This window comes from Vibrio sp. V09_P4A23P171, assembly GCF_963875615.1.
GTDB lineage: Bacteria > Pseudomonadota > Gammaproteobacteria > Enterobacterales > Vibrionaceae > Vibrio > Vibrio anguillarum.
Genome location: NZ_CAWNMR010000015.1, coordinates 20,834 through 46,051, shown reverse-complemented (window position 1 = coordinate 46,051; position 25,218 = coordinate 20,834). Strand labels below are relative to the sequence as shown.

The following is a 25,218-nucleotide window of genomic DNA, read 5'->3' as shown; positions in this document are numbered from 1 at the left end:
AACGCCGCTAACGCGGCGTTTTATTTGGGATTAAGCATGGAGAGAGCATCATGAAAACAGCGTATTATAGCGTGTGGCTAGATGAGCACGCCAACCAACTGAACCCTGCGTTTGAGCAAATTTTCCAGACAGTGAAAGCGCATTTTTTTGCTCGCGATCCCAATCGTTGGCCTTTGTATCGTATTCACGAGATCGCCCGTTGGCTTGAAGAGCGAAAAATTGATGCGCCAACCGTGGTAAATACTGCATTGCAGCAACAATTACGGCATTCAAACACCATTCCTCGACACTCGAGCCACGCCATTCACCCTTTTAACGACTTAGCGCTTTATGCCGCCAAACGTTCAAAAAACTGGGATGACCCTCGCTCAGTGGAAAATGTGATCTCGACACCTTGTGATCCGGCCATTCACGGTGCGCTACTTGCGACTATCGCCAACCCTAACTTGGTTTATAGCGAATATGCGGGAGATGCCATTGAACTGGAAAAATTAGTCGTGCGGCAAATCGCGCATTTAGCTGGTTATGATAGTGATCAAGCGACTGGAGTATTCACACAAGGAGGTACATTTTGTAATTTGTACGGCTATCTATTAGGTATTCGAAAAGTGTTGCCAAAGTCAGCTCTGAATGGTTTGGCGGGAGAAGATTACAGGATATTCAATTCAGAAGCAGGTCACTATTCAAACATGACAAATTTGTCGTTGTTGGGGGTTGATGTTCAAGGTAAAGCGATTCGGATCAAAGTTAAAGATAACAATGAAATGGATTTGGCTGAATTAGACCAACAATTGATTTTCTGTTTTAAAAATGGCATTGCTGTTCCTAGCATAATGCTGACATTTGGCAGTACCGATACCTTCGCAACTGATGATATTGAACAGGTTTATGCGATAAGAGAAAGAAGATGCCAAGAATATGCGATTTCGATAAAACCACATATTCATGTTGATGCTGCTGTTGGGTGGAGTATGTTGTTTTTTCAAGAGTATGATTTTGAACGCAACCCTTTATCGCTTAATCGGGCAACACTGACGGGTATTGAATCCTTATTGCCGAGGATTAAAAGTTTACAATTAGCGGATTCATTTACGGTCGATTTTCAAAAATGGGGTTATGTCCCTTATACTTCCAGCTTGGTGATGCTCAAAAACAAACACGATCTCGCGGTATTAAAAACAGATCCCGGTTATTACTCCTACTTTGAACATGCTCAAAGAGAAGAGAGCCATTTGCAATCGACCATTGAATGTTCACGCAGTGCCGTGGGTGTTTTTTCTGCCTATTCAGCACTGCAACATTTAGGTATCGAAGGCTACCAAACCGTGATTGGTCATACATTGCAAAATGCTAATTATTTACGCTGCCAATTAGCCGCTCTACCACACTGCAAGGTGGCAGCAGTAGAAAACCAAGGGCCAAGTGTTACTTTTCGTCTCTATGACCCACAGAAAGTGACGTGTGCTGAATCGATGTTTGATCAAGAAATGAACGTCGCACGTCAGGTTTCTATGGTTGATTCGATAGTAGAGAATACGCTCTACCATCGTCATCAGTTCTTATCTCATAAAGGCCAGCATCTTAACACCAATTGGGTCGATTCGATTGCGCGCACTCATTATGATGACACTGGACATTGTTTACATATTCCGGGAGAAAAAGCGGTTTTAATGAACCCCAATACCACCCGAAAACATATCGAACAGTTTTGCCAAAACATTGTTCGGCGCTAGCCATGGAAAGGGTGAGCGCGAACTGAAATGAATGACTAGTCACGTCAATGTAATGTTATTTTTCACCACGGATGCGGTATGAAGAATGTATTACCATGTGCTCGTGATATTAACCTGAATGTTACATTTTAGATAACAAGCTGTCTCAAGGAACGATAATGAAAAAACAACTGTTGACCCTAGCAATTAGCGTTTGCTTTACCTATGTGGCGCAAGCAAATGAATGGGGATATGAAGGTGAACGTGGTCCTGAACATTGGGGACATGTTTCTAAAATTTGTGAAATGGGCAAAAATCAAAGCCCAATTGATATCAATGGCCTCGTTGAAGCTGATTTAAAATCTTTAGATATCCACTATTCAGGCGTTGTGGGTACATTGACCAACAATGGACACACGCTGCAAGCCTCAGTTTCAGGGAAAAATACACTGGTAGTGGATGGTACAGAATTTGAACTCAAACAATTTCACTTCCATACCCCTTCTGAAAACTTAATTAAAGGACAGCAATATCCTTTAGAAGCGCATTTTGTGCATGCTGATGCGGCTGGCAATCTGGCAGTTTTGGCGGTGATGTTTGAAACGGGCGCACAGAATGAACCATTAGCCCAGCTTACTGCAGAGTTGCCTAAAGTTGGGACGAGTGTGCCGTTAGCAAAAGGGTTAGCAGTACAGTCACTGTTACCTAAGCTAGATGAGTATTACCGTTTTAATGGGTCACTCACAACGCCGCCTTGCAGTGAAGGCGTGAGATGGTTGGTGGTCAAGCAGCCGAAAAGTTTGTCACAGCAACAAAGTGCAGCACTACATAGTGTGATGAGAAATAACAATCGGCCCATACAAGCTCACAATGCTCGCTTAGTGCTAGAAAAAGAATAACAACGCTCTTTGAGCGATTTGAAGTCGCAGTCGGGCTCACAGGGTTTACTATTTCCTTTCCGCTCTGCTTCTTCAAATTTTAGGTGTAATTGCTTAATTTAGCTAAGCTATTTTTTGTGCTTATTCATTGACAGCATTTAATGTATAGCGGCTTGCACTGGCTAAAGATAGTGGTTTTGAAAACCAATAGCCTTGTAAATAAGTTGCCCCCATCTCTTTAAATTTTTGGTACATGTCGCCATTTTCAACCCCCTCAATAACAATGTCGACGCCATTGGTGTGACAAAACTGGATGAGAAAGGCTAAATATTGTTCTGATGCTGGGTTAGTCAGTGTTTTCCATACAATGCTTTTGTCTATTTTAATTTGATTGAGGGGCAAATCAAAGAAGCTATTGAGTGAGCTAAAACCAGCGCCAAAATCATCCAGCGACAGTTGAAACCCCATTTCATTTAAGGAGTGAAGCTGGTTAATCGCATTTTTATCGCCATCGAGTATGACAGTTTCCGTCAGTTCTAACACAATAGAAGAGGGCAATACACCGGAAGTCTTAGCCATTGTTAGTATCTGTTGTGGGAAGTCACTTTTCAGAAGTTGAAGGACTGAAACATTAATATTAACCCGAATATTGACCCCATTTTGTTTATTGTAACGGCCAATAAACTCACAGGCTTTTTTGAAGACAAAATAGCCTAAATCAACAATCAGCCCCTTTTTTTCTGCAACGGGAATAAATTCGTCCGGGAAAATCTCACCAAACTCTTTTGAGCGCCAGCGGACTAAGGCTTCAAAGCTGGATACCTGTCCTGATTGTGCATGAATAATGGGTTGGAATTTCACGGACAATGAACGTTGATCTAATGCTTCCTTTAAGCCTCTTTCGATGAAGAAATAACGATCAACGTTTTTTTGAATTCGGCCACTGTAAATTTCGATACGAGAATGATTTTTGGCACTAGCAAATTGGCAAGTTCGTGATGCAATATTTAACAACTCATCGGCAGATATAGCACGGTTTATCTCAGGATAGACACCAATGCTAATATCATTACCATAGAGGTGCCCATGCTCCGTGGCTGATTTCGAATAGTGCTTCATTATTTGAGAGCAGATATGCTTGAGCTCATCGTATGAGCGTTCTCCTCTAAGTAATATGGCAAAATCGTCAGAGCGAATACGGTAAAAATCAGCAAATTCATCGGGCAGTTCACGCAGTGCACTGACGACGTGATTCAGTAAATCTTTAACAATGTCTGAGCCGTATTGATTGAGATAAGACTTAATATCTTCAAGTTGGATGTAGATAAGTGAATAAGGCTCTCCAATTTTGAGTGCTTTCTCATCAATATCGAGCAGTAATTTACTTCGATTATAGAGGCCTGATGAGCTGTCAAAAAATGCAGCTTGATGAATGTAATCTTCCATCAATTTTTGATCGGAGATATCTTTATGGCTACCCACCATAAAATGTTCACCGTTCACACTTTTTGTGACCGCATTCCCCTCTAACCAGATATATTGACCATTTGCTTTTTTGACTCGGTATTGAATCGATTCCCTTGATTCAGTGGTGCTGATATGCTTGTCGACGCGGCTGTTGAGCAGTGCACGATCCATAGGATGAACCAAACTCAGCCAATCAGCATAGGAAATAGTTTCGCTGTTTACACCAAATTGTACATAAAATGTTGGATTATAGAGCACCATGTTTCCATCGCTGCTCATATAAAACAGACCTTGACTAAAAAAATCGAGAACATGAACCAGACGCTGCTTTGCAACGGCACTGTCTAGGTCTGAAATTGAATACTCTTCCTGCGGAAATGACATTGTCATGTTAATCCTAATTCAAGCGAAAGCAGCAATGGATGATAATTGTGAGTCTTGATCCAAAACCTTTATGACTCATCTTTAAAGAGTACTATAACGCTTGTACTAAGATGTCTCAATTATAAAACTATTGATTCATCAATTAGGCACAAGTTATCAGTTTATTTCACGGAAGTTGTTATTTCTGAAACGAAATGGTGAGACTTAAATAACGTAGGATCGCATCGTGCGGTTTATTCGTTGTGGAAATAATAAAAGCGACAAATTGTCGCTTTTATTCATGTAGAAGTCATACGATTTAACGATCCCAATACGCTTCTTCTAGGCTATCTTCACGTTCTGGTAATGCTCGCGATAAACGAGGAGAGTGCTGTGTGAGTACTTCGTAGCTGACACGGTTTGCATATTTGCAGATCTGAGATAACGAAGAGTAAGTGAGGTACGGCACATCGTGTTTGGCAGAGTTTGGAACATTGCGTTGATGATAACTATTCGCGGCCATATCGTGCAATAAAGCCGATAGCGCTCCGTCTCCCGCTCCGTTAGTGTTTTTGATTTCCAATGGGCCACCCAAGTAAGGGCCAATGTGTGAATACACTTTTATTGGGTTGAGGCAGTCTTGTTTTCGCATCGCACGGCTAAATTCGTACTTGTTAAATTCAGCAATATTACCCGGTAGGAGAGGTAATTCAGTTTCGCGCTTTGCGCTTTCATCGGTGTAGCTAGCCATATAAAGACCTACGGGCCCCGCGGTGCAGAGGATTAAATCTACCCATTCGAGTGCTTTGTTAGCCGCAAGCAGTGGATCTTTCTCACCAGTTAATGCTTCACCTTCTTCTTCATTCATGGCGACGACTGTGATGTTTTCTTTGATGTAGTCTTGCCACCACTTCGCATTACCTTCAATTACATACTTAGTGCCTAGGGTTAACACCACTGGAATGTGCTTGGATTTAGCGATCTCAATAGCGCGTTTGACCGCAAGTGGCATTGGATCTTCGGGTTTTCCACGCATTAAGTAAGAAGAAACAACTAAAGCGGAAGCTTTTTCAAAAACCTCTTCAGGAACACTATCGGGGCGAAGTTTATTCATATGCCCTTCATTAATGGCGAAGGTGCGCTCTCCATCATCAGAAATTAGGGTGTAGCAACGCCCGATAGGACCATCGACAGTTTGAAGATGGTTTAGGTTCATGCGCGATGAGGTTCTACACAAATAACGATAGCTGTATGAGCCGACTTCAATATTTTTGGACATCACGCCGAGCAAAACGGATTTGCTATCGGCCAACACAGAGTAGTTGTGCAGTGTGTTGCCAATCGTATCTCCCGGGTATTGGTGAGTAATTAAACCTCGTTCGACTAGCTCTTCATAGAGCGCATCGGCTTTGCTCTCTTCGAGCACCAGTGAGTGACCTTTACTCAATTGATGTTTCTCTAAGAACTCATTGTCTACACGAGCTTCAATATCAACAATGGTTTGCCCAACACCGACCACTGTTGGGCGGTGGAGCATAGCCGTTTGTTGAATTTGATTGACGAGAGGGTCACGAGCATGAGTCGGAAAATAGTGCTTAGATTTACGCTGTCCAGGAAACTTCATGTTGAAAAATGAGAATTGAAAATTTACCGCATCATATCACGGATATGAAAGGTTCCTTTCATTTTTATTACATAAAAAAGTGAGCCAAATCCAGATCGCCGAGGCGTTAGCGGCTATTTAGTGAGCGTTATGTCCGTACTATAAGCCTTAGTCCCCCAAAGCGGTACGGTCGATAGGCTGTGCTTGAAGCTACCATCTGTTTCTTTGGTAGTATAAGACAAGTAGATCAGGGTTTGATTTTCTGCATCGTAGATACGTCTGACTTTCATTGACTTGAAGAAAATGCTTTTTGACTTCTTAAACACGATTTCGCCTGATTTGCTCTTATCAATTTTTGCAATCATCTCTGGCGTAATGTCACCAGTCTGACGACACGAGATTGAGCTATCACTTGGATCAGAAAGACTCAAATTAGCCTCAATTGAAGCAATATGGCACGTAACACCAGTCACAATATCATCACTTAGATTTTCGATTTTTACGTCTTTAAGCGTGAAAAATCCGAGCGATACATCGCCAACTTCATTGCTATCGCAGCCAACTAAACCAAAGCTAAGTATGAATGCGGTGGTGATGAGTTTCTTGTTCATGTCTATAATCCATTTATCCATCTTTCTGCACATGATAGCAGCATCAAAGGAGAATGATATAGGCTGTTATGTTGATGTTTTGGCCAGCATATCTGCAGTTTAGATGAGGATAATGTGAGTAATGGCTTGTCGCATATCGATCTGGTCAGTATCCTGCTTGCAACAATTAGAAGAAGAAGTAAATAACAATGATTAACCAACCTGACGTTGCCGCCATTAAAAACCAATGGCTATTTGACCAAGTGAATGTCGAATTTCCAACAGAAGAGAGCTTACAAGGTCGAGATCTCTACCAAAAAGCGGTTGTTCAACGCAGTTCTCGCCCTTTTATTGAGCTCACTGAGGAGCCTAACCTATCGTTGCTCGAAGAGGTTTATTTGGTTGATTTTCATCGGATGACAATATGGTTTGCTCTGTTGCAAGCAAGCTTATGGAGCGATAAAAACGATCAATCAAAAGTTATCGAATTCTTTACCCAAATCATTTATTCAGCACCTTGCGAGCTTTACTTAGGTTTTCAAAACGGGGAGCCTGTGGCTGCTGGTATCGTCACCTCCACTTCACATGAGATACTCATCTCCGACATCGTTACTCTGGATAAAAATGCATTTGGAGGTGAAGATGTATTCACGCGGTTGTTGCTCGCAAAATGGCGTGCTAATCATGAGTGCAATGGTAATGTTTTTATAGAACAGTAGCTTGTCCTGATGAAATTGGTACTATAGCGCCTGGTTTGGTATTAATTTTAGCCTGCACGGAGAGCTATGTATGAATAAACAGCAAATAACATATTGGCTTAGTTGGACTGCTATGGTCTGTTATGCGCTGTTTTTGTCGTTTCCTGCTAAGTCAACTCGCTGGGAGCCTAAAAATATTCTTGTGCTGCATTCATATGAATCATCTTATCAATGGACATATGAATTTCAAAAGGGCATTGATGCTGTAGTTAAGAGCAGCAAAACACCGATTAAGCTCTCCATTGAATACCTTGATACAAAAAGAATTTATAGCCAAGAGTATCTTGAGGAGGCCAAAAAATACCTCCACGTTAAATATCGTGATTATCCATTCGATGCGGTTATTATTACCGATGACAATGCGTTAAAGTTCACTAAAGGGCTCTCAAGCCTATTTAAACCAGATACGCCTATGGTTGCGGTTGGCATCAACGACAAAAGTGCCACACTCGATGACATGACTAAGTACAATAAAATTATTTATGAATCTGAAGCTATCATAGAAAACTTCCATTTAATCAAATCATTACGGCCAAAACTCAAGAAAATCTATTATTTATCAGATCAAAGTCATACTTCGCAATTGATCCGAAAAAAAGTCGATGAAGTGCTGGCTACGGATCTTTTAAAAGGTATCGAGTTTATCGATATTAACTCCATCACTTTGGCTGAAGCAGAAAAGGTGCTATTCCAGATTTCACCTGATGATGCGGTACTGCTATCGCACTTTAATACAGAGATAAATCAAGGTGTTTACCATACTTATCAAGAGATTTCCTACCGCCTAGCACAAGCTAGCGCTGCCCCCATTTTTGTACTTTGGGAGTTTTATATTCGTGATGGTATCGTTGGAGGGCATGTTAATCGTTCTGAGCAACTGGGAAAAGATATCTTGATGGCGTTAAACCAATTTGTATCATTAGATTTGGCCTCCGCAGTTGACATGCAAATCAGCAGTACAAGAGCGGTTTTTGATTACCAAGCCATGCAGCGACATCAGATTGACATGAAAGCCTTGCCACAGGATGTGTTGGTTCTTAATCGTCCTCTCTCTTATTTTGAACAGCATTGGAAAGTGTTACTCGCGGCTAGCTTTATTATTCTCTGTTTGCTGGTTGTGATTGTTATGCAAGGGGTGACCCTCAGACAAAAAAGAGAGCTTGGCGTCAAAAACCGTAAAATAGTGGTATTGCAAGAGCGTACATTAGCCGTACAGCGGGAAATGATTCATTTACTCGGAGAAGCAATAGAAACGCGCTCTGGTGAAACGGGTAATCATGTTAAGCGGGTAGCAAGGCTCTCTGCGCTGCTGGCTCGTTTGTGCGGGTTAACGCAGCGCGAGGTAGAAATGATCGAGATCATCAGCCCAATGCACGATGTGGGAAAAATTGCGATTCCAGAGTCGATTTTGGATAAGCCTGGAAAACTAACACCAGATGAGTGGGAAATCATGCAGACTCACACTACCGCTGGTTATAACATCCTCAATACAAGCGAAGGTGATATAACTAAATTAGCTGCGATTGTCGCGCATGAACACCATGAGCGTTGGGATGGTAAAGGTTATCCTAATCAGAAAAAAGGCACAGACATTCATATATTTGCTCGCATTACTGCGATAGCGGATGTGTTCGATGCTTTGCTAAGTGAGCGTTGTTATAAAGAAGCGTGGCCGCTTGAGAATGTAGTAAGTTTATTTGAACGTGAATGCGGTTTTCAGTTTGACCCTACTTTAGTCAATTTGTTGCTTAATCATTTGGATGATTTTATCCAAATCCGTAATTTGTATCCCGATACGACAAGCTATTACCGAGCCGGCTAAATACGCCCCATTGAGTATCAAAGAGTGATGTGGCTATAAGTTATGCATATCAACTCTTATCTTCGTTTCATTCTGTTAACTCAATCATTTTATACATTCACCTAGCGGTTAAAATTAAGCATTGGATGAAGGAAGTGTTTATGACTGAGAAAAAAATAAAATGTATTATTTTCGACTGTGAAGGTACTTTAGTTGATAGTGAGCGTTTGTGCTGCGAAGCGCTAGTCAATGTATTGAACCAACTAGGAGCCCACATTACTTTTGCACAAGTGAGTAACCATTTTGAAGGTGGGAAGATTGCGGACATACTATTTCAGGCACTTGAACATACCAACATTAACGCCGATCTTGATCTTTTAGAGAACCTTTATCGGGATAAAGTTAATGAGCTCTTCGAGCAATATCTTTCACCCATGGATGGTGCGATAGAACTACTTGAGCATTTACGCCAGCAGGGTATTGAATACTGTGTCACCTCTAATGCACCTAAAGAAAAAATATCATCAATTTTACAACGGAGCGGTTTGCTCCCTTTGTTTGAAGGACGCATTTTTTCAGCCTTTGATGCGAATAGCTGGAAGCCTGAACCTGATTTGATTCGTTATTGTGCGATGAATATGGGATTTCTTTTGCAAGAATGTATTTATGTGGATGATTCAGCAAAAGGGGTTGAAGCGGGTATCAATGCAGAGGTACCAACCGTTCAGCTAGCACCTCTTAACCCACAGGGTTTTTCTCAAGCGCCTAATGTCGTTGTTATCGACACATTACTCGAGCTTAAACCATGGCTCAATGCACATTGTTGGCCAAGCAATGAATGTGTTTATGACTGATTAGCGCTGTGTGTACACCAATCATTTGCTGGACGCTTTGTAAGTGGTCGGTTTTAAAACCACATTGTGCGCAGATAAACTTTTCATTGTTTGTGGAAATAAAGTATTCGTCATGTTGACAAAGTGGACAGCAGTCTATTTTTTCAAGTGTTTTATTTATATTTTTCATAATCAATTCTCAGCAGCAAAAAGGGAGAGTCATGTTCTCCGTACTCACAGAATAAACACTAATCAAAACTTGCTCTCGGTAATATTTACCTTAGTTCCAAAAATTAGAGGCATTTCATACTTCACTGTAAGGAATGTTTGATTTTGGCCTAAACCATAATAGGCAAAGTGCCGTCATTGCCCCAAGGGTATCGCATAACATGTCTTTTTGTGCGTCCCAAATGTCGCCTTGTGAACCCAGAAAAGCGATTCCCTCATCACCACCCGCGATTGAGGCATACCACCATTCAATAATTTCGTAACCTGCTGCGATACTCATGATAGAAAAAAGCCCGAACAATGAGGCAATTAGCGGTTTACAGAGCTGCTTTCTAATTAAATATTCAGCGATAGGGTAGGCATAAAAGCCAATTGAGAAATGAGCGACGCGATCAAAATTATTACGAGATGATCCGATCAGTTCGTTGAACCAAGCAAACGGAACATCTGCAAATGTATATTTAGCCCCAATGGTATGCAAACTGAGCCACACAAACATCAGAATATAAGCCGTTGAGCTAAAGCGTAGTTTTGTTGAAGCCCAATAGACGAGTGCTAAGATCCCTAGCGCTGGGATGATTTCTGCTAACCAGACAGCACGAGAAACTGGCGCGATCGCTGAAAATAGAAAGAGTACACCGTAGATCGCCGTCAAAAATAAAAGCGTGCGTGAGAAGTTGAGAGACATGTTTTTTCCTATCACAAAATACCGATGGATAGTGCCACTATTTTGCACGATGTTCAATTTTGTTGAATTCTGTATCTTATAGACGTAGAAATTTGTGTTTGAGATGTGTGTATCTACCTTCGTTTTGTGATTGATTTTCGCATCGTCTTAGCAAAGAGATCAGCAAGGTGGAGAAGATCATGCAACAACTCGATCTTTCTCTTTTTATGTATTGATAGATAGTGCGTGTGATAAACGGACTCTAGTTCAAAAAGCCAAGATAATATGCGGTAAGAAACTCGACAAAAAAGCGATATTGGATTTGAATGAAAAGAGAACCTTAATATGAACGTCGAGACTATGTCCCAAAGTAGGCCCGAAAGTATGTCTGAAAGCTTAGAACTTACCGCTCAGTTTCAATCTTACATGGAAAATCCGCTGCTTTGGCCAATGTTGGAGGTGTTGCGTAAACAGCCTTCCGGTTGGAAAGTCCATACGTTAGCGGCACATTTAAGTGAACAGGGATTCATGCCTGTACTTGATAGCGCACCTGAAAAAGACCTCTTTAAGCGTAATTTTTTGATCATGAACGCGCTCTATCAGCTTCAAGAGACGCTTTACCCTGAAAAGTGGTTACAAGTATCAGCAATGGACATTGTACTAATGCCTGCGCATCGTGCCGTTAGTTGCGAAATCGACCCAGATGATCCATTGCGTGATTATTACACTCAGTGGAAAAATTATGAGGCTGATGAAGGAGAAGTGCGCCGCTTGTTGAACGAATTTTGGACTCGTTACCGTAAAGCAATGGGTGGAACGAGTAACCTTAATATGAATCGTCTTCAAGCATTGAGGCTGTTTAAATTACCAGTGGAAGCGACGCAAATTGAAATCCGAAAAACATGGCGCAAGTTGGCACTAAAGTGGCATCCAGATAGAGACAATGGCAATGCTGAAACGTTTCGAGTGTTGTGTGAAGCATGGAATATTTTGCGGCAAAATAGTTAAAGCCCAAACCTTAAACTCTAGACAAGATATTTGTCGAATAAGGTCAACTGGCACTGTAAGGCATACCTAAGCTAACTACCTGTAATGTACTGAAGCAATAAGGTACTGAAGTAAAAAAGAAGCGATCTCTCGCTTCTTTTTGCTTTTGTTATAGGGAGTTAATCTTTACTGGTGGTTTTTAAATTGCGACTTGCGCATACGGTTCAACGCCGCCATCACATCGATGACACGCGGTTTCGCCAAATCACCGTGGTTTGGCATATTTTGGTGCCATGTTCCTGCTAATAAAGCCATCATCTCTTTGCTTGGTTGCGCTGACCACCCCGGAGTCTGCGCAAACTGGAACCAAGTCCAGCCAATCGCATTGACTTCAGAAGGTGACTCCAATTGTTCTAACGCATTTAAATCCGTAAATTCTTTGCCAAAGCGAAGCGAATCAACGCCTTTGGCAGAGACTCGGAATTTACCATCAACCAGTAATTTTTGCAGCGCAGTGCGATTCACAGCGCGTTCTGGGAAAATAGCCAGTGGCGTTTCACACTCGTTGTGACGAGCAGTTGGATGCTGTTTGATGACTTCTTTAGCTTTGTTAGTCACATCAACGGCGTGGTAGTCATGCATCTGGATGACAGTATCGGCGACATCTAAGTAATCACCGGATCCCCCCATAACAATCAGTGTTGAGATATCCAAATCATCGCGAAGTTGCCCGATACGATCAACCAATGGTGTAATGGGCTCATCACCTTTACTGACCAGCGCTTGCATACGCTCATCACGGATCATGAAGTTGGTGGCGGAAGTATCTTCATCAATCAGTAATGTACTAGCGCCAGATTCAATGGATTCTTGTAACCACGCTGCTTGCGATGTTGAACCGGACGCATCTTGAGTGCTGAAATCGGAGGTTTCTTTACCCATAGGTAGGTGATTGATGTAGTTGGACAAATTTAAATTATGTACGCAACGGCCATCTTCAGCGCGAATTTTCATGGCTTGATGATCCGTAACAATTCGCTCACGGCCATCGCCGGGAATATGGTTGTAAATTGAACGCTCAATCGCCGTTAACAAAGTCGATTTACCGTGAAAACCACCGCCGACGATAAGGGTTATACCTTTGGGGATGCCGAGTCCTTTAATTTTGCCTTGGTTTGGTGTCTCAAGCTCGACTTCTAACGATGTGGGGGCTTGGAAAGTAACGGCGTCTTTCATCGGCAGATCACAGTTACCTGCCAAGCGAGGTAATACGCTGCCATTGGCCACAAAAGCAACCAGATTGTGCTGTGCCAGTTGTGCACGCATTGCTTCTTGATCTTCGATCACAGCGCAATGCTCAAGTAGGGCATCTTTATCCAGTTCACGTTCAATGGTGGCCCGGCGAATGAATTTTGGCAGGTAGAAGGTGATGATGTTGAGCGCTTTCTTGGCCAGAATGTCACGACCTTCAGCGGGTAAATTGATGCGAAAACGAAGCTCAATACCATGCTCCGTAAAGAGAACAGCTGTACTATCAAGCACCGTTTGGCCCGTCAATGCGATGGCAATATGGTTCTCTTGCTTAGCAAACTCCGCAAAACTACGAGCGATAAAATCTCTTGCAGCCATTTGATAAGCAGGTGATTTCTCTTTTAACCATTCCAGACCGGTCAGAGACCATGCTCGAGTAGCGCGAAAGCGAGATGCAGAAGCGTAAGGGTCCGCTTGGATATGATCGATATGCAAGGTGAAATCACCAAATTCGTATTGACCTTTGATCTGCTGATAGGCGCGGTAGTTCTGTTTTTCTAGCTTTTTGAGAATTGATGTTAATAAATCCATCTCGATATCGCTCGTTTGGAAAGGAAAGGCGGCGATTATAGGAACCGCCACACTGAGAGTAAAGACATGATAAGGGATTCCTTTATCCTACAAAACCTTTGTCTCGACAGGGTGTGCATAATTTTGGTTCAGTAGCCCAGCCTCAAACTCGTCACAAGGCATCGGTTTACCATAGAAATAGCCTTGGCCAAACTCACACCCTTCACTGATGATAAAGTCTTCTTGGCTTTGATTTTCAATCCCTTCGAGGATCACTTTCAGCTTTAATTTTTTGGCAACGTGAATGATTGAGCGAACAATTTCTTTATCTTCCTCACTTTGATCCAATTGATGTACAAAGCTTTTATCTATTTTTATGCAATCGAAGGGAAATTTTTTCAAATAGCTGAAAGAGGCGTAGCCCGTGCCGAAATCATCAAGTGACAACGTCACACCTAGTTGGTGTAGAATTCGCAGTGTGTTGCGAGCCACCACTTCATCCGCAATCAAACAGCTTTCTGTTACTTCCAACTCTAAGTACCGAGCTGGAAGTTGGTAGGTGTTCAGTAGCTCACGAACTTGGTCTGCAAATTGGGCATTCTTCAATTGGACGGCTGAAACGTTAATAGCCATTTTGAAATTATCGACCTGTTTTGCCCATTGGCTCGTTTTTTCGATGGCCGATCGCAGGACAAAGTTACCCACTTCAAAAATCAGTCCATTTTGTTCGGCCATGTGAATTAAGGTTTCATTGGATATATCGCCCAATACAGGGTGCCGCCAACGTAGTAGCGCTTCTGCCCCCGTCCAGCGATGAGTGGTTGGAGAGACCTTAGGTTGAAAATAGAGCATGAGCTCATCGTTGCGCACTGCTCGTAATAAGTAGCTTTCTAATTGGTTGATTTGCCGGAGTGAGTCACTGAACACTTGCGAGTGATAGCAAAACTTATGACCGGAATCTTTGCAAGAGACCATGGCAGCAGAAGCTTGTTTGAGCAGTTCTATAGCATTGTCAGTGTCTAAACTCGTTGCAATACCAATATAGGAATGAAGATGAACATTATGGTCATCGAGCTTAAATTCAGAATGACCGATTTCGACCAATTTATGGCACAACTTTTCCAAGTGACGCGCTAATAGTTTTGTTTTGACGATCAAGACTAAATCTGTCGACGTGGGTCGAGCGGTCAATATTTCAATTTTATCGCAGCGTCCTAGTCGCTCACGATATCGAGCGATGACTTGATCCCATGCTCGGTAGCCAAAGTGAGATTGAATATGACGAGCATTAGTGAAACCAATATGAATGGCGGCAACTTCGGTATGCTGCTTTGTTGCTTGTAAAAGGCTATTTTTGAGTTCCAGTTCAAGTGCGTTGCGATTTAAAAAACCTGTGCTGATGTCATGCCACTTTTGATATTGAATCTGTTGTTCTGCGGCGCGGCGTTTATCGATTTCTTGCGTGAGCGAGTAGTTGAGATCAGCAAGATCTTGTGTTCGGTTATCGACGCGAAGCTGAAGCTCATCATTGAGCTGCTGAAGTTTTACTTGTTGGTATAAGGTGGTGAGCTGGGATTCAATGGTATCGCGAAAACTCTCCAGTAACTGCCGATAGGTGGGGCCAAAATGGTTCTCCTTGCTATCGAGTACGCAAATGGTGCCAAATATATCACCATTCGGCCACTTTAATGGGATGCCACAATAGGCAATCATGCCCAGTGGTACATCTGGATTATGCATCCATTTTTCATCGGCTAAAGCATTCGGGACCAATAGTTCCTGCTGTGTTTGCATCACAGTTTCACAGTACAGACCTTGTCCTAAGGGTTCTTTATGTCCGGTTTGATAGGGGTTGTCGACGTTGGTATTTTTACAGAATATTTCGAGTTTTTGCTGGCTAGCACGCATGATCAATGCGCTCGGGACGTTTAAAATTTCAGCGAGTAAATTCACAATGCGTTGCCATCCATCCATCATTGAAGAGGGGATGAGCATCTCATGTGTCTTTATTTTCGACATATTATCAAATTCCTTTGGACGACAAAGCTTAAAAAAGCCGAGCATTCATTGCTCTAGACTGACGATGACAAGATCCGCTCCTATGACCATAGTATGGTATTAAGAATAAGAACGCGCCGCCAATGTAACAAAAAAAAGCCCCAATAAAATATTGGGGCATTGAGATAGTTAGCTGTGTCTCGTAAATGATACGGAAGGAGTTAATCGGCTTGCTTGATATAATGGTCGATATTAATTTCTTGAGCATAATCAACACAATCAAAGTCGAAGCCATTGAGCTGCATGAATTCTCGCTTAAAGCCCTTGTAGTCACCTAGTTGCTTAAAGTTGTACTGATCCATTTTCTCCAGTAAATCGGCCACTTTTTGCTGAGTATCTGGGTTGAGCTCCCAATCATCCATACGGATCAGTCGTTCGCCATCAACGGGTACTTTGCCTTTGCTAGAGAGTTTTTCGCTAAACAGACGCTGCATCTGCTCGATACATCCTTCGTGCGTCTCTTTTTCTTTCATCACCTTATACAATGCGACAATGTAAGGGCTTAAATTGGGAATGAACACGCTCGCCTTCGTGACTAAAGCTTTACAAACAGTCGCATAAGCCCCGCCGCCATAGTTAGACAATTTTAGGTTGAGAGAGTGGCTGGTTTGGTGCAAATCAATTTTGGCGCGTCCAAGTGTACCGTCAAGATAAATGGGGTGAGTAATCTGAGGGCCGATGTATGAAAAAGCAATGGTTTTACACCCTTGTGCAATCGATTCAGTGTTGATCAGCGTATCTATCCAGTTTTCCCAATCCTCGCCACCCATTACTTTCAGTGTACTTTCGATCTCTTCGTCATTTGCAGGGGCAATGGTGGTTTCTACCCACGTATCGTTTTCTAGTAATATTGTCGCACCAGAAACGGCCTCACCAATCGGTTTAATGGCGGAGCGCCAATACTGATCTGAATTGGGTTTTGGTCTCATGCCGCTGGCGATACTGTAAATGACTAAATCGACTTCCCCTTCAAAATAGGTCTCTATCGCTTCAATCACTTGCTCGCGTACTGATGGTGAAAAAACATCCCCATCGATATTGACGGCGACTCGACCCGCTTGCTCGGCCTGTTGTTTAAAAAAGAGATTGTTGTACCAACCAGCACTACCAACCCCTTTTTCTGATGGCGTTTTTTCAAAGGAAACGCCAATCGTATCGGCTTCTGAACCACCAAAGGTCAGGGCAATGCGGGCGGCGAGCCCAAAGCCTGAAGATGCGCCTAAAATGAGAACTCGTTTTGGCCCGTGAGTGATCGGTCTGCAAGATTTTACGTAATTAATCTGTTGTAACACAGCTTGTTCGCATCCTAGTGGATGAGCAGAGCGAGCGACCACACCTTTGATCACAGGTTCAATGTGCATAGTTTGTACCTTTGCGGTTAGGGGAATGGTCTAAAAAATATCGTAAAACTAGGTAAAGTTCATTGAGCTGAGGCATTAAAATCAGAGATGCTCTGCTAAATGTTGCGCAACAAAATTGGCGATCCACGGCTGAGCGTCGACCGTCGGATGTAAGCCATCAGCCATCATCCACTCTGGTTTAATGATCACTTGCTCTAAGAAAAAGGGCAGTAACGGCACAGTATGTTGGAGGCTAAGCTCAGAATAGAGGCTATAAAAGGCATCGCTGTAGCGTTTGCCATAATTTGGTGGAATGCGGATCTGCATCAAAAGAGGGGTTGAGCCTGCTTTTTTTATTTGGCCAATGATGGCGGTTAAATTGCTGCTGATCAATTGAGGTGGGAAGCCACGCAATCCGTCGTTCGCACCAAGCTCAATAAGCACCGCATCAGGGGTATGCAGGGTGAGTAGTGACGGTAAGCGGGCTAGGCCATTGCCCGTTGTATCGCCAGAAATACTGGCATTAATGACATCAATGTCTGATTTACCTTCAGCTTGTAACGCATTAGGTAGCAAGCTAGGCCAAGCTTTTTCAATCGGCATTTGGTAACCGGCGCTTAAACTATCACCCAATATCAAGAGTGTGGTACTACTAGCGCTAGCCGAGAATAATAAAATACAAATCAAGGAAAGAAGTCGAGTCATGCAAACATCCGTTATTAGGGCACATTCATTATCTAAAACAGTCTCTACCAATCAAGAGCATTTAACAATCCTAAAAGAGGTAAACCTAGAGATCAAAAGTGGTGAAAGCGTGGCGATAGTCGGAACGTCTGGTGCGGGGAAATCAACCCTGATGACGCTGTTGGCTGGGCTTGATACGCCGACACGCGGAGAGGTAGAGCTATTGGGTCAGCCATTGTCTCAACTGGACGATGAAGGACGTGCGGCGATCCGCAGTCAATCGGTTGGCTTTGTGTTTCAAAGCTTTTTGCTGATCCCAAGTTTGTCTGCGTTAGAGAACGTGACGCTACCTTGTTTGTTAAAAGGCGAAAAAGAGGATGTGGATCGTGCTAAATCCTTGTTGACGGCCGTTGGTTTATCGCATCGAATGCATCACTCTCCTGCACAACTTTCAGGGGGCGAGCAGCAACGAGTCGCGCTAGCAAGAGCCTTTATGATCAATCCGAAAGTGCTGTTTGCCGATGAGCCTACTGGCAACCTTGATCAAGAAACCGCGGCAAAAGTGGTTTCATTATTGTTTGAATTAAATAAGCAGCACGGAACGACCTTAGTGCTGGTTACCCATGATCCCGCTCTTGCGGCTCAATGTGATCGTATTTTCCACATGCAAGCCGGTATGTTGGAGGAGCGGTAATGAGCGAGATGTCGAGCCGTTCACTCAATAAACGATTAATTCGCTGGAGCTTAGGTGAAATCCGCCACGGACAGCTATGGCCTATTTCAGTGGCGTTAACCTTGATCATTGCTTGTATTTTTGCGCTGACTGCCTTAGCTGAGCGTATGGAGCAAGTGATTATTAAACAAGGTAAAGACGCACTCACTGCCGATAGTGTGTTTGTTTCCGCAAACCCACCCCCAGCGTCATTGCTCGATCAGATCGAGCGCTTGCAACTGCCGTCTTCACAACTTACGCGTTACGCGACAATGGCATTCAGTGAGCGCGGTATGCAGTTAGTCACTGTCAAAGCAGTGGATAGTGCTTATCCGCTACGCGGTGAAATGCGTCTTTCTGATGATGTGACGACATTTCAGCACCTTGCGCCGAATCAACTGTGGTTAGATGAACGAGTGTTTGCGCAATTAGACGTTCAAATTGGTGATCAGGTCACGCTGGGCGATGCCGATTTTACGGTATCGGGACGCATCCTTGAGGAGCCGGGACTCAGCTTTAATCCGTTTCAACAGATGCCCGCGGTGTTGATCCACCAAGACGATGTGGCTCGTACTGGTGCACTTCAATTGGGGAGCCGAGTGCAATTTAGCGTGTTCATTAATGGTGATGATGGACAGATTGAAGCAGTAAAACAGCCCGTTACTTTAACGCCTAGCGATCGTTGGCGCGACCGAAATAGCGCCAGCCGAACGAATGAGGTTTTTGAACGCACAGAGCAATATTTGTCGTTAACCGTAGCGATTGTGATCATCATGGCGGCAACCACATTAGTCCTGACTTGTCAGCACTATGTTTCTACGCGGCAAAAAACCATCGCCATGTTAAAAAGCCTTGGAGCGAGCAAACGTTGGATCCGCCAATGGTTGATCGTACAAGTGGTGATTTTGTTTGTTTCTGCTGCGGTGCTTGGGGTATTGATCGGCATTGGCCTAGAGTCTTTATTACGCGTGCCGCTGGTGGATTTATTGCCTACGCCTTTACCGAGTTATGGCGCTAAACCCGCTTTTATTGCGCTGATGGCGAGTGTATTGATCGCTTTTCCTGCACTCGGCATTCCTTTACTGCATTTGCTAGATACCAGTGCGCTCAATGTCATGCAAACAGAGCGAGCGAAACCGAATCATCGCCGTAATGGGTTGCTCATCTTGATTCCGTTAGTGCCGATGCTGTGGGCTTATTGGAATAATCTCTTAGTGTGGATTGTGTTGGCTGGGATCGTGACGCTTTTTGCGGTGCTTGCTGTGGTCAGTGTTTTGGTGGCTCGTAGTTTAGGACGTCTTCCGCTCTCTACCGCGCTTAAATTAGCGCTCAGCCGAATCAATCGTTCGGCAATCACGACCGGAGTCCAGTTCGGCGCGTTAGGACTATCGTTAATGTTATTGGCGATCATCTGGTTAGTGCGTACCGATTTACTCTCTGATTGGCAGCGAACCTTACCCAGCGATGCTCATAACGCATTTGCACTCAACATTTCACCAAATGAAGTTAATGATTACCTTAACACGTTAGACAGCGCCAACATTGTGCGTTCGCAAGCCTATCCGATCATCCGAGGGCGTTTATCGACCATTAATGGCATAGAGGCCAAGCAACAAGCTCAAGGTGAAGAGGGGAGTGATGCGTTGAGGCGAGAGCTCAATTTCACTTGGGGAGAATCGCTACCTAGCAATAACCAACTGACGGCAGGATCGTGGACAGAGCAAGGTGGCGTTTCGGTTGAGTCGGACGTTGCTCGTGATTTGGGGCTGGAACTGGGAGATAGTTTAGGCTTTGTGATCAATAGCCAAACCGTGGAAGCGAAAGTAAATTCCATTCGCCAAGTCGAGTGGCGAGAAATGAAGCCTAACTTCTATTTCATTTTTACCCCAGACCTATTGCAGGAGATCCCTGCCACGTGGCTGGTGAGTTTCAGAGCGCAAGATCAAGATAACGCCTTGCTTGCCACCCTTGCTCGCACTTACCCTACGGTCAGTTTGATGGATATCCGGGCAATGGGCGATAAGATTCAAACTTTGCTGACGCAAATTATCTGGTCAGTGACAGTGCTGGCTGCAATGGGTGTGATTGCTGGTATTTTGCTGATTTTTACTCTGTTGCGTTTAAGTTTAAGCCAGAGGCAACAAGAAATTCGCTTATACCGCACTTTAGGGGCCAGCAAGCGCCGCGTCGAGCAGACTATTTGGGCTGAATACGGTTTGATGGCGCTCATTGCCGGAGTTGTCGCAAGCCTTGGCTCTGACGCGGTGGTGGCCAGCGTCATGAAGTTCGGTTTTGAACTAGAACCTATGGCGCATTACAGCATGTGGTTGGTGCTACCCTTGGCGACGTTTTGCACATTATCGCTGGTCGTGAGTAGTTTAATTAAGCGGCTGTTAACCCCTATAAATAAAGAGTTTAACTAGCGGTATCCATAATCCCAGACTGAGTTATCCACAAAAACAGTGGATAAAGTTTGGGATAACTCGACGGCTTGATAACGGCCTATTTGCGCTTAGCCCCGTAGTTACCTTGGGTTGCGCAGTTTTGTTATTCACAAGGTTGAAAAAACGTCGTTTTGGCTTTATTGAGTCAAGCAATTTTTTAAGTTATTTGTCGATTATGCGTATTGCTTGTTAGTCGTAAAACAGATAAGACCACGTGAAAAATGTGATTTTAATAACGCTTTACAAGCTTTAGAATGCATCCGGGTTTTCCAGAGTACTCGTATCTTATGTCATATAAAAAGTTCAATACAGATTCTCCATGTGTCGCAATTATTGGTGGGGGTGTGGCTGGTGCCACTGCCGCCGTTCATATGGGAGAACTGGGGCTCAATGTGCTGCTTTTGGAGAAAAGCGCCGGTCTCGTCAATGGGCCGCCGATTTGCCATCTGCACGCGGGCGGTAACCTCTATCGCGAAATTTCGCAGCAGCAGTGTCTTGAGTTACTTAAGCAGTCGATTGAAACCGTCAGGCTCTATCCCCACACGCTGAATAAGCGACCGACTGTGATTGCTGTTCCGCATAGTGATGGCGGTGAGCCGCAAGCCTTATTGCCAAGGCTAGAGCTTATTCAGCGCAGCTATCAACAATTGGTTGATGAAGACCCACGTAATCAGCAGCTTGGTCAACCCCAAGAGTATTTCAAACTCTACAGCCGTGAAGCACTGCAGGTATTAGCAACTCAGCAACAGAGTGATCAACCGACATCATTCGATGATTGGGTGATCCCTTTTGCTCAACATGCAGATTTAAATCAGTTGAAGTACCCAGTCATTGCGGTGCAAGAATACGGTTGGAGTGTTTTTCGGCTGGCGGCCAGTGCTGAGCTTGCGTTAGCGGCGATGCCTCATTGCCAAGTTTTAACGCACGCTCAATTAATCAAATCTGATTTTATTGATGAGCAATGGCAGCTCGTTTATCTGGATGCTCAAAAGCATGAACACGTTATTCATGCCGATTATTTAGTCAATGCATGTGGTTATGAAACGGGAATAGTCGATGATTTGGCTAAGGCTCCGCGTCAACGCTTGGTGGAATTTAAAGCGGCTTACGTTACCCGTTGGGCAGAATGCGACCAGCAATGGCCAGAAGTGATTTTTCACGGGCCAAGAGGCACCCCACAAGGAATGGCTCAGCTAACACCGTATGCTGATGGTCTATTTCAGTTGCATGGTATGACTGAGGGAATCACGTTATTTAAAGATGGGTTAGTGGCCTCGCAAGCTGGATCATCACAGCCCGTATTGCCTGATTATCTCGAACGCAAAATTAAGAACGGTTGGCAACAGGACGCACTGCAAGAGCGCAGTGAACGAGCCATACACCACATGAGTCAGTTCATCCCACACTATATTCAAGCACAAGTGGCTGGTAAGCCACTGTTTGGTGCGCAGCAAATTCCCGGCCAAGATGCCACATTACGAGCCGCTGATGTTACGTTTGAAGCTCATAATTATGCGCGAATCGAAGTGGTCAAAGGTTCATCTGCGTTGGAAGCGGCAACTAAAATTGTTCAGTATTGGCAGTTAGTGAACGATGAAGATTTGCTACAATCGATAGAAGTTCGTCACCCAATCAGCATGAGTTTGGCTCTTGAACATGTGGAAGAGAAAGCCATCGCGTTAGCTAAGGCACGTGCTTATCCTGAAGAATTAGCAAAAATTGTCGGTATGGTTTGATTGGTAACACCTTGCGGTTTTCTAAAGGAGCAAGGTGATAGTCGTTAGTAGCCGAAATAACGCGCCCATTGGCACCAAACCTCTTGCAGGCCTTGTATATCACCTTTGACAAAACGTATTTTCTGCCCCGGTTTTGCTTGTGCCAAACGGGGCAGATCAATGCGAGCCACACACCCTAATTTAGGGTAACCGCCGATGGTTTGGCGATTGTTGAGTAAAATGATCGGTTGGCCATCTGGCGGGATTTGAATCGCCCCCAAAGCAATTCCTTCCGATAAAATAGGTGTCGCGGGTGGGGTAACCGTATCGCCATTAAGACGATAGCCCATGCGATCGGCATGCTGACTGACAGTGAAGCTGGTTTGATAAAAGCGATCGAGTTGCTGCGATGAAAATTGCAGGGCTTGGTAGCCTTCAATGACGCGTAATTTAAGTGGCAGATTATAATCAGGCTTATAACGAAAAGTGATGTGTACGGGTTTGTTATCGATAGCGTGGGGATTAAAGTGCAGTGAATCGCCTGCTTGCAGTGGTACGCCGTTTTGCGTTAACCCACCAAGCTGTTCTTTGGGTACGGTGGCAACACTACCTAAATGGTGAGGCACAATGAACCCTCCGCGCACGGCCAAATAAGCTCTTAAGCCATTTTTGGCTAGGCCAAATTTTAGTGTTTGCCCAGCTTGCGTGCTAAAGCTTTGCCAATTACCAATCAGTTTTCCATCTAACGTGGCCGATAAATCACCACCTGCAATTGCCAGCATACATGGGTGTTCAACATGAAATTCCGCCTGACCAAGCGTGATTTCAAGCGTTGCTAAATTGACTCGGTTACCCAGTAAATGGTTGGCCCAACTGTAGGCGTAATCATCGACTGGTCCTGATTGAGTAACACCGATATGACTGAGACCAAAGCGGCCAAAATCTTGAATTAAGCTCAGTTGACCGGGTTTTATCACCTGTAGTAGGGGGCTCATGAATGGTGCTCCCACTGCGCGGCTAATTGAGGTATTTCACCTCCTAATGATAAAAATTCCTCGCGAGTCATTGCTGTAAACTTCACTTTAGTTCCAATCGAAAAAGGCGTCATTGGTGTTTGATGAGGAGAAAAGAGCGCATGGGGGCAATTGGCGATGATATTCCATCCTCCGGGAGAGTTGTTCGGATAGACGGCCGTTTGCTGTTCTGCAATCGCGACGCTGCCTTTGGCCACACTAAGGCGTGGGGTGGCATGGCGCGGTAAGCGTAATTGTTCATCTACTTCAGCCATAAAGGCAAAGCCTGGTGCAAAACCGACGGCACAAACGGTGTAGACCGTTTGAGTGTGCAGTGCGATAACTTGTTGCGTGGATAAACCAAGCGCATGGTAGCGCTTCAAATCTGGGCCGACACTTTCATCGTAGTAAGCGCCAAGCTCAACCAAATTGTGGGTGGCTTCCACAGTTAAAGATAAGGCCGCGATCGCTGTGATCAATTGCTGCTCTAGCTCCCTTTGACTTATACGATAAGGAAGGTAATCGATCAAAATGGTAGTGTAAGAAGGGGTGACATTCATCAGGTAAGCAGAAAACTGCACCATGATCTGTTGCGCAACTTGTCCGATATCGAGTGACAGATAGGCCGATGGCGGGTGAGCAAAACGCAATAAGAGGCTGCATTCCGCAACGGGTTCAATGCTGTAGTTCAATGTCACTTAACACTCCTTGTGATGACGTTGTAGCCGCTAGGAGATACACGTGTAATGGTTCAACGCTCTCGTAGACAAATTCGGATTTTCTCTATCAGTTCAATCGCCGTCGGGTTATCGCCATGCACGCAAATCGTATCGGCTTCGATAGGGATCACAAAGCCATCCGAACTGGTCACTTTTCCGTAATCAACCAGTTGTTTAATTTGATTGATGATCGCCTCTTCATTAGTCAGCACTGCATTGGCTTGGCCTCTTGGAGTGAGCATACCATTAGCGAGATAAGTTCGGTCAGCAAAGGCTTCAAACAGCAATGGAACGTCATAAGCATCGGCGATATCAAGGTAATCTTGGTTATTGCCTGAAGCTAAGATCATCAAGGGCACATTGAAGCAAGAAACTGCATCGACCACTGCGCGAAAGACAGATTTGTCACGCATCATATCGTTATATAAAGCCCCATGAGGTTTGACGTAGCTTATCTCGGCATTTTTGCTCTCACATAATGCCTTGAGTGCACCAATCTGGTAAATCAGTAACTCGCAGATCTCTTCTTCGCTAAAACTCATTGAACGGCGACCAAAACCTTGCAAATCGGGGTAACCCGGGTGAGCGCCAATCATTACATCAAATTGAATCGCCAGCTCAATCGTTCGGCTCATCACGTGCGGGTCAGAGGCATGAAAGCCACACGCAATATTGGCCATGTCAATCCAAGGCATCACCAACTCATCAGCGCCCATTTGCCATGCACCGAAGCTCTCGCCCATGTCACAATTGAGAGTGATTGTTCTTTTTGTCACGGGTTGCACATCCTTGAGTGTCCATGTTGAGTAACTTGCCGTAATCAAA

At 44.1% G+C, this 25,218-nt stretch carries 21 protein-coding genes; 9 read left to right on the top strand and 12 right to left on the bottom strand.

Annotated elements, in window-relative coordinates:
- Positions 1 to 50: 50 nt before the first annotated feature.
- A complete protein-coding gene (locus AACT23_RS06610) occupies positions 51 to 1,733 on the top strand; it encodes a pyridoxal phosphate-dependent decarboxylase family protein (RefSeq protein WP_094127140.1) in 1,683 nt (560 codons plus the stop codon).
- Positions 1,734 to 1,891: 158 nt separating this feature from the next.
- Positions 1,892 to 2,611, top strand: coding sequence for a carbonic anhydrase (locus AACT23_RS06605; protein ID WP_094127138.1), 720 nt, complete (start codon positions 1,892 to 1,894; stop codon positions 2,609 to 2,611).
- A 120-nt stretch (positions 2,612 to 2,731) separates the two neighbouring features.
- On the opposite strand, the gene AACT23_RS06600 is transcribed toward AACT23_RS06605, so the two are convergent.
- The 3 genes from AACT23_RS06600 to AACT23_RS06590 all read right to left on the bottom strand — a co-directional run bounded on the left by AACT23_RS06600 (position 2,732) and on the right by AACT23_RS06590 (position 6,634).
- Positions 2,732 to 4,447 carry a putative bifunctional diguanylate cyclase/phosphodiesterase gene (locus AACT23_RS06600; RefSeq protein WP_094127136.1) on the bottom strand — a complete coding sequence of 572 codons (1,716 nt, stop codon included), beginning with the start codon at positions 4,445 to 4,447 and terminating at the stop codon, positions 2,732 to 2,734.
- A 292-nt stretch (positions 4,448 to 4,739) separates the two neighbouring features.
- Entirely contained in the window at positions 4,740 to 6,044 is a 1,305-nt protein-coding gene (locus AACT23_RS06595) for an inosine/guanosine kinase (RefSeq protein ID WP_013867964.1), read from the bottom strand.
- A 113-nt stretch (positions 6,045 to 6,157) separates the two neighbouring features.
- The gene (locus AACT23_RS06590) at positions 6,158 to 6,634 is read right to left on the bottom strand and encodes a CreA family protein (RefSeq protein WP_026028212.1); all 477 of its coding nucleotides are present in this window, start codon (positions 6,632 to 6,634) and stop codon (positions 6,158 to 6,160) included.
- A 188-nt stretch (positions 6,635 to 6,822) separates the two neighbouring features.
- Between AACT23_RS06590 and AACT23_RS06585 the strand changes: the two genes are divergently transcribed.
- The 3 genes from AACT23_RS06585 to AACT23_RS06575 all read left to right on the top strand — a co-directional run bounded on the left by AACT23_RS06585 (position 6,823) and on the right by AACT23_RS06575 (position 10,026).
- A complete protein-coding gene (locus AACT23_RS06585; RefSeq protein WP_013867962.1) occupies positions 6,823 to 7,332 on the top strand; it encodes a hypothetical protein in 510 nt (169 codons plus the stop codon).
- Positions 7,333 to 7,402: 70 nt separating this feature from the next.
- Complete coding sequence (locus tag AACT23_RS06580) at positions 7,403 to 9,193, top strand: HD domain-containing phosphohydrolase (RefSeq protein WP_094127134.1); 1,791 nt, start codon at positions 7,403 to 7,405, stop codon at positions 9,191 to 9,193.
- 140 nt (positions 9,194 to 9,333) lie between these two features.
- The gene (locus tag AACT23_RS06575) at positions 9,334 to 10,026 is read left to right on the top strand and encodes an HAD family hydrolase (RefSeq protein ID WP_176428622.1); all 693 of its coding nucleotides are present in this window, start codon (positions 9,334 to 9,336) and stop codon (positions 10,024 to 10,026) included.
- Here AACT23_RS06575 and AACT23_RS06570 read toward each other — a convergent pair.
- Positions 9,983 to 10,195, bottom strand: coding sequence for a hypothetical protein (locus AACT23_RS06570; protein WP_010318303.1), 213 nt, complete (start codon positions 10,193 to 10,195; stop codon positions 9,983 to 9,985). The genes AACT23_RS06575 and AACT23_RS06570 overlap by 44 nt on opposite strands.
- A 114-nt stretch (positions 10,196 to 10,309) precedes the next feature.
- Positions 10,310 to 10,978 (bottom strand): DUF2238 domain-containing protein, encoded by a 669-nt coding sequence (locus AACT23_RS06565; protein ID WP_064626276.1) that lies wholly within the window; start codon positions 10,976 to 10,978, stop codon positions 10,310 to 10,312.
- Between the two features lie 267 nt (positions 10,979 to 11,245).
- Here AACT23_RS06565 and AACT23_RS06560 point away from each other — a divergent pair, with 267 nt between their 5' ends.
- The gene (locus AACT23_RS06560) at positions 11,246 to 11,908 is read left to right on the top strand and encodes a DNA-J related domain-containing protein (protein ID WP_013867958.1); all 663 of its coding nucleotides are present in this window, start codon (positions 11,246 to 11,248) and stop codon (positions 11,906 to 11,908) included.
- A 165-nt stretch (positions 11,909 to 12,073) separates the two neighbouring features.
- Here the strand turns inward: AACT23_RS06560 and AACT23_RS06555 are convergent, their stop codons facing one another.
- From AACT23_RS06555 to tesA, 4 genes are all read right to left on the bottom strand, one after another.
- Positions 12,074 to 13,729 carry an ABC-ATPase domain-containing protein gene (locus AACT23_RS06555; RefSeq protein ID WP_026028209.1) on the bottom strand — a complete coding sequence of 552 codons (1,656 nt, stop codon included), beginning with the start codon at positions 13,727 to 13,729 and terminating at the stop codon, positions 12,074 to 12,076.
- A gap of 87 nt (positions 13,730 to 13,816) precedes the next feature.
- Positions 13,817 to 15,727: a sensor domain-containing phosphodiesterase gene (locus AACT23_RS06550; RefSeq protein WP_094127130.1), complete on the bottom strand. Its 1,911-nt coding sequence runs from the start codon at positions 15,725 to 15,727 to the stop codon at positions 13,817 to 13,819.
- A 200-nt stretch (positions 15,728 to 15,927) separates the two neighbouring features.
- Positions 15,928 to 17,127, bottom strand: a complete 1,200-nt coding sequence (gene fabV / locus AACT23_RS06545; RefSeq protein ID WP_017043170.1) for an enoyl-ACP reductase FabV — start codon at positions 17,125 to 17,127, stop codon at positions 15,928 to 15,930.
- Positions 17,128 to 17,208: 81 nt separating this feature from the next.
- The gene (gene tesA / locus AACT23_RS06540) at positions 17,209 to 17,811 is read right to left on the bottom strand and encodes a multifunctional acyl-CoA thioesterase I/protease I/lysophospholipase L1 (RefSeq protein WP_069212086.1); all 603 of its coding nucleotides are present in this window, start codon (positions 17,809 to 17,811) and stop codon (positions 17,209 to 17,211) included.
- Between tesA and AACT23_RS06535 the strand changes: the two genes are divergently transcribed.
- From AACT23_RS06535 to AACT23_RS06525, 3 genes are all read left to right on the top strand, one after another.
- A complete protein-coding gene (locus AACT23_RS06535) occupies positions 17,810 to 18,484 on the top strand; it encodes an ABC transporter ATP-binding protein (RefSeq protein WP_013867953.1) in 675 nt (224 codons plus the stop codon). The two genes, tesA and AACT23_RS06535, sit on opposite strands and share 2 nt — an antisense overlap.
- A complete protein-coding gene (locus AACT23_RS06530) occupies positions 18,484 to 20,925 on the top strand; it encodes an ABC transporter permease (protein WP_094127128.1) in 2,442 nt (813 codons plus the stop codon). The genes AACT23_RS06535 and AACT23_RS06530 overlap by 1 nt, the downstream gene beginning before the upstream one ends.
- Before the next feature lie 275 nt (positions 20,926 to 21,200).
- Complete coding sequence (locus AACT23_RS06525) at positions 21,201 to 22,682, top strand: FAD-dependent oxidoreductase (protein WP_094127126.1); 1,482 nt, start codon at positions 21,201 to 21,203, stop codon at positions 22,680 to 22,682.
- A gap of 44 nt (positions 22,683 to 22,726) precedes the next feature.
- On the opposite strand, the gene AACT23_RS06520 is transcribed toward AACT23_RS06525, so the two are convergent.
- Genes AACT23_RS06520 through AACT23_RS06510 form a run of 3 tightly spaced genes read right to left on the bottom strand, consistent with a single transcriptional unit; the run spans position 22,727 to position 25,169 of the window.
- The gene (locus tag AACT23_RS06520) at positions 22,727 to 23,656 is read right to left on the bottom strand and encodes a 5-oxoprolinase subunit C family protein (protein WP_176428620.1); all 930 of its coding nucleotides are present in this window, start codon (positions 23,654 to 23,656) and stop codon (positions 22,727 to 22,729) included.
- Positions 23,653 to 24,372, bottom strand: coding sequence for a 5-oxoprolinase subunit B family protein (locus tag AACT23_RS06515; RefSeq protein ID WP_094127122.1), 720 nt, complete (start codon positions 24,370 to 24,372; stop codon positions 23,653 to 23,655). Before AACT23_RS06515 ends, AACT23_RS06520 begins: the two co-directional genes overlap by 4 nt.
- Positions 24,373 to 24,425: 53 nt before the next feature.
- Positions 24,426 to 25,169, bottom strand: coding sequence for a 5-oxoprolinase subunit PxpA (locus tag AACT23_RS06510; protein ID WP_088721589.1), 744 nt, complete (start codon positions 25,167 to 25,169; stop codon positions 24,426 to 24,428).
- Between the last annotated feature and the right edge of the window lie 49 nt (positions 25,170 to 25,218).

Coding starts and splice junctions, on each gene's coding strand:
- AACT23_RS06610 (WP_094127140.1), top strand. CDS start 51: ATGAAAACAGCGTATTATAGCGTGTGGCTAGATGAGCACGCCAACCAA.
- AACT23_RS06605 (WP_094127138.1), top strand. CDS start 1,892: ATGAAAAAACAACTGTTGACCCTAGCAATTAGCGTTTGCTTTACCTAT.
- AACT23_RS06600 (WP_094127136.1), bottom strand. CDS start 4,447: ATGACAATGTCATTTCCGCAGGAAGAGTATTCAATTTCAGACCTAGAC.
- AACT23_RS06595 (WP_013867964.1), bottom strand. CDS start 6,044: ATGAAGTTTCCTGGACAGCGTAAATCTAAGCACTATTTTCCGACTCAT.
- AACT23_RS06590 (WP_026028212.1), bottom strand. CDS start 6,634: ATGAACAAGAAACTCATCACCACCGCATTCATACTTAGCTTTGGTTTA.
- AACT23_RS06585 (WP_013867962.1), top strand. CDS start 6,823: ATGATTAACCAACCTGACGTTGCCGCCATTAAAAACCAATGGCTATTT.
- AACT23_RS06580 (WP_094127134.1), top strand. CDS start 7,403: ATGAATAAACAGCAAATAACATATTGGCTTAGTTGGACTGCTATGGTC.
- AACT23_RS06575 (WP_176428622.1), top strand. CDS start 9,334: ATGACTGAGAAAAAAATAAAATGTATTATTTTCGACTGTGAAGGTACT.
- AACT23_RS06570 (WP_010318303.1), bottom strand. CDS start 10,195: ATGAAAAATATAAATAAAACACTTGAAAAAATAGACTGCTGTCCACTT.
- AACT23_RS06560 (WP_013867958.1), top strand. CDS start 11,246: ATGAACGTCGAGACTATGTCCCAAAGTAGGCCCGAAAGTATGTCTGAA.
- AACT23_RS06555 (WP_026028209.1), bottom strand. CDS start 13,729: ATGGATTTATTAACATCAATTCTCAAAAAGCTAGAAAAACAGAACTAC.
- AACT23_RS06550 (WP_094127130.1), bottom strand. CDS start 15,727: ATGTCGAAAATAAAGACACATGAGATGCTCATCCCCTCTTCAATGATG.
- fabV (WP_017043170.1), bottom strand. CDS start 17,127: ATGCACATTGAACCTGTGATCAAAGGTGTGGTCGCTCGCTCTGCTCAT.
- AACT23_RS06535 (WP_013867953.1), top strand. CDS start 17,810: ATGCAAACATCCGTTATTAGGGCACATTCATTATCTAAAACAGTCTCT.
- tesA (WP_069212086.1), bottom strand. CDS start 17,811: ATGACTCGACTTCTTTCCTTGATTTGTATTTTATTATTCTCGGCTAGC.
- AACT23_RS06530 (WP_094127128.1), top strand. CDS start 18,484: ATGAGCGAGATGTCGAGCCGTTCACTCAATAAACGATTAATTCGCTGG.
- AACT23_RS06525 (WP_094127126.1), top strand. CDS start 21,201: ATGCATCCGGGTTTTCCAGAGTACTCGTATCTTATGTCATATAAAAAG.
- AACT23_RS06520 (WP_176428620.1), bottom strand. CDS start 23,656: ATGAGCCCCCTACTACAGGTGATAAAACCCGGTCAACTGAGCTTAATT.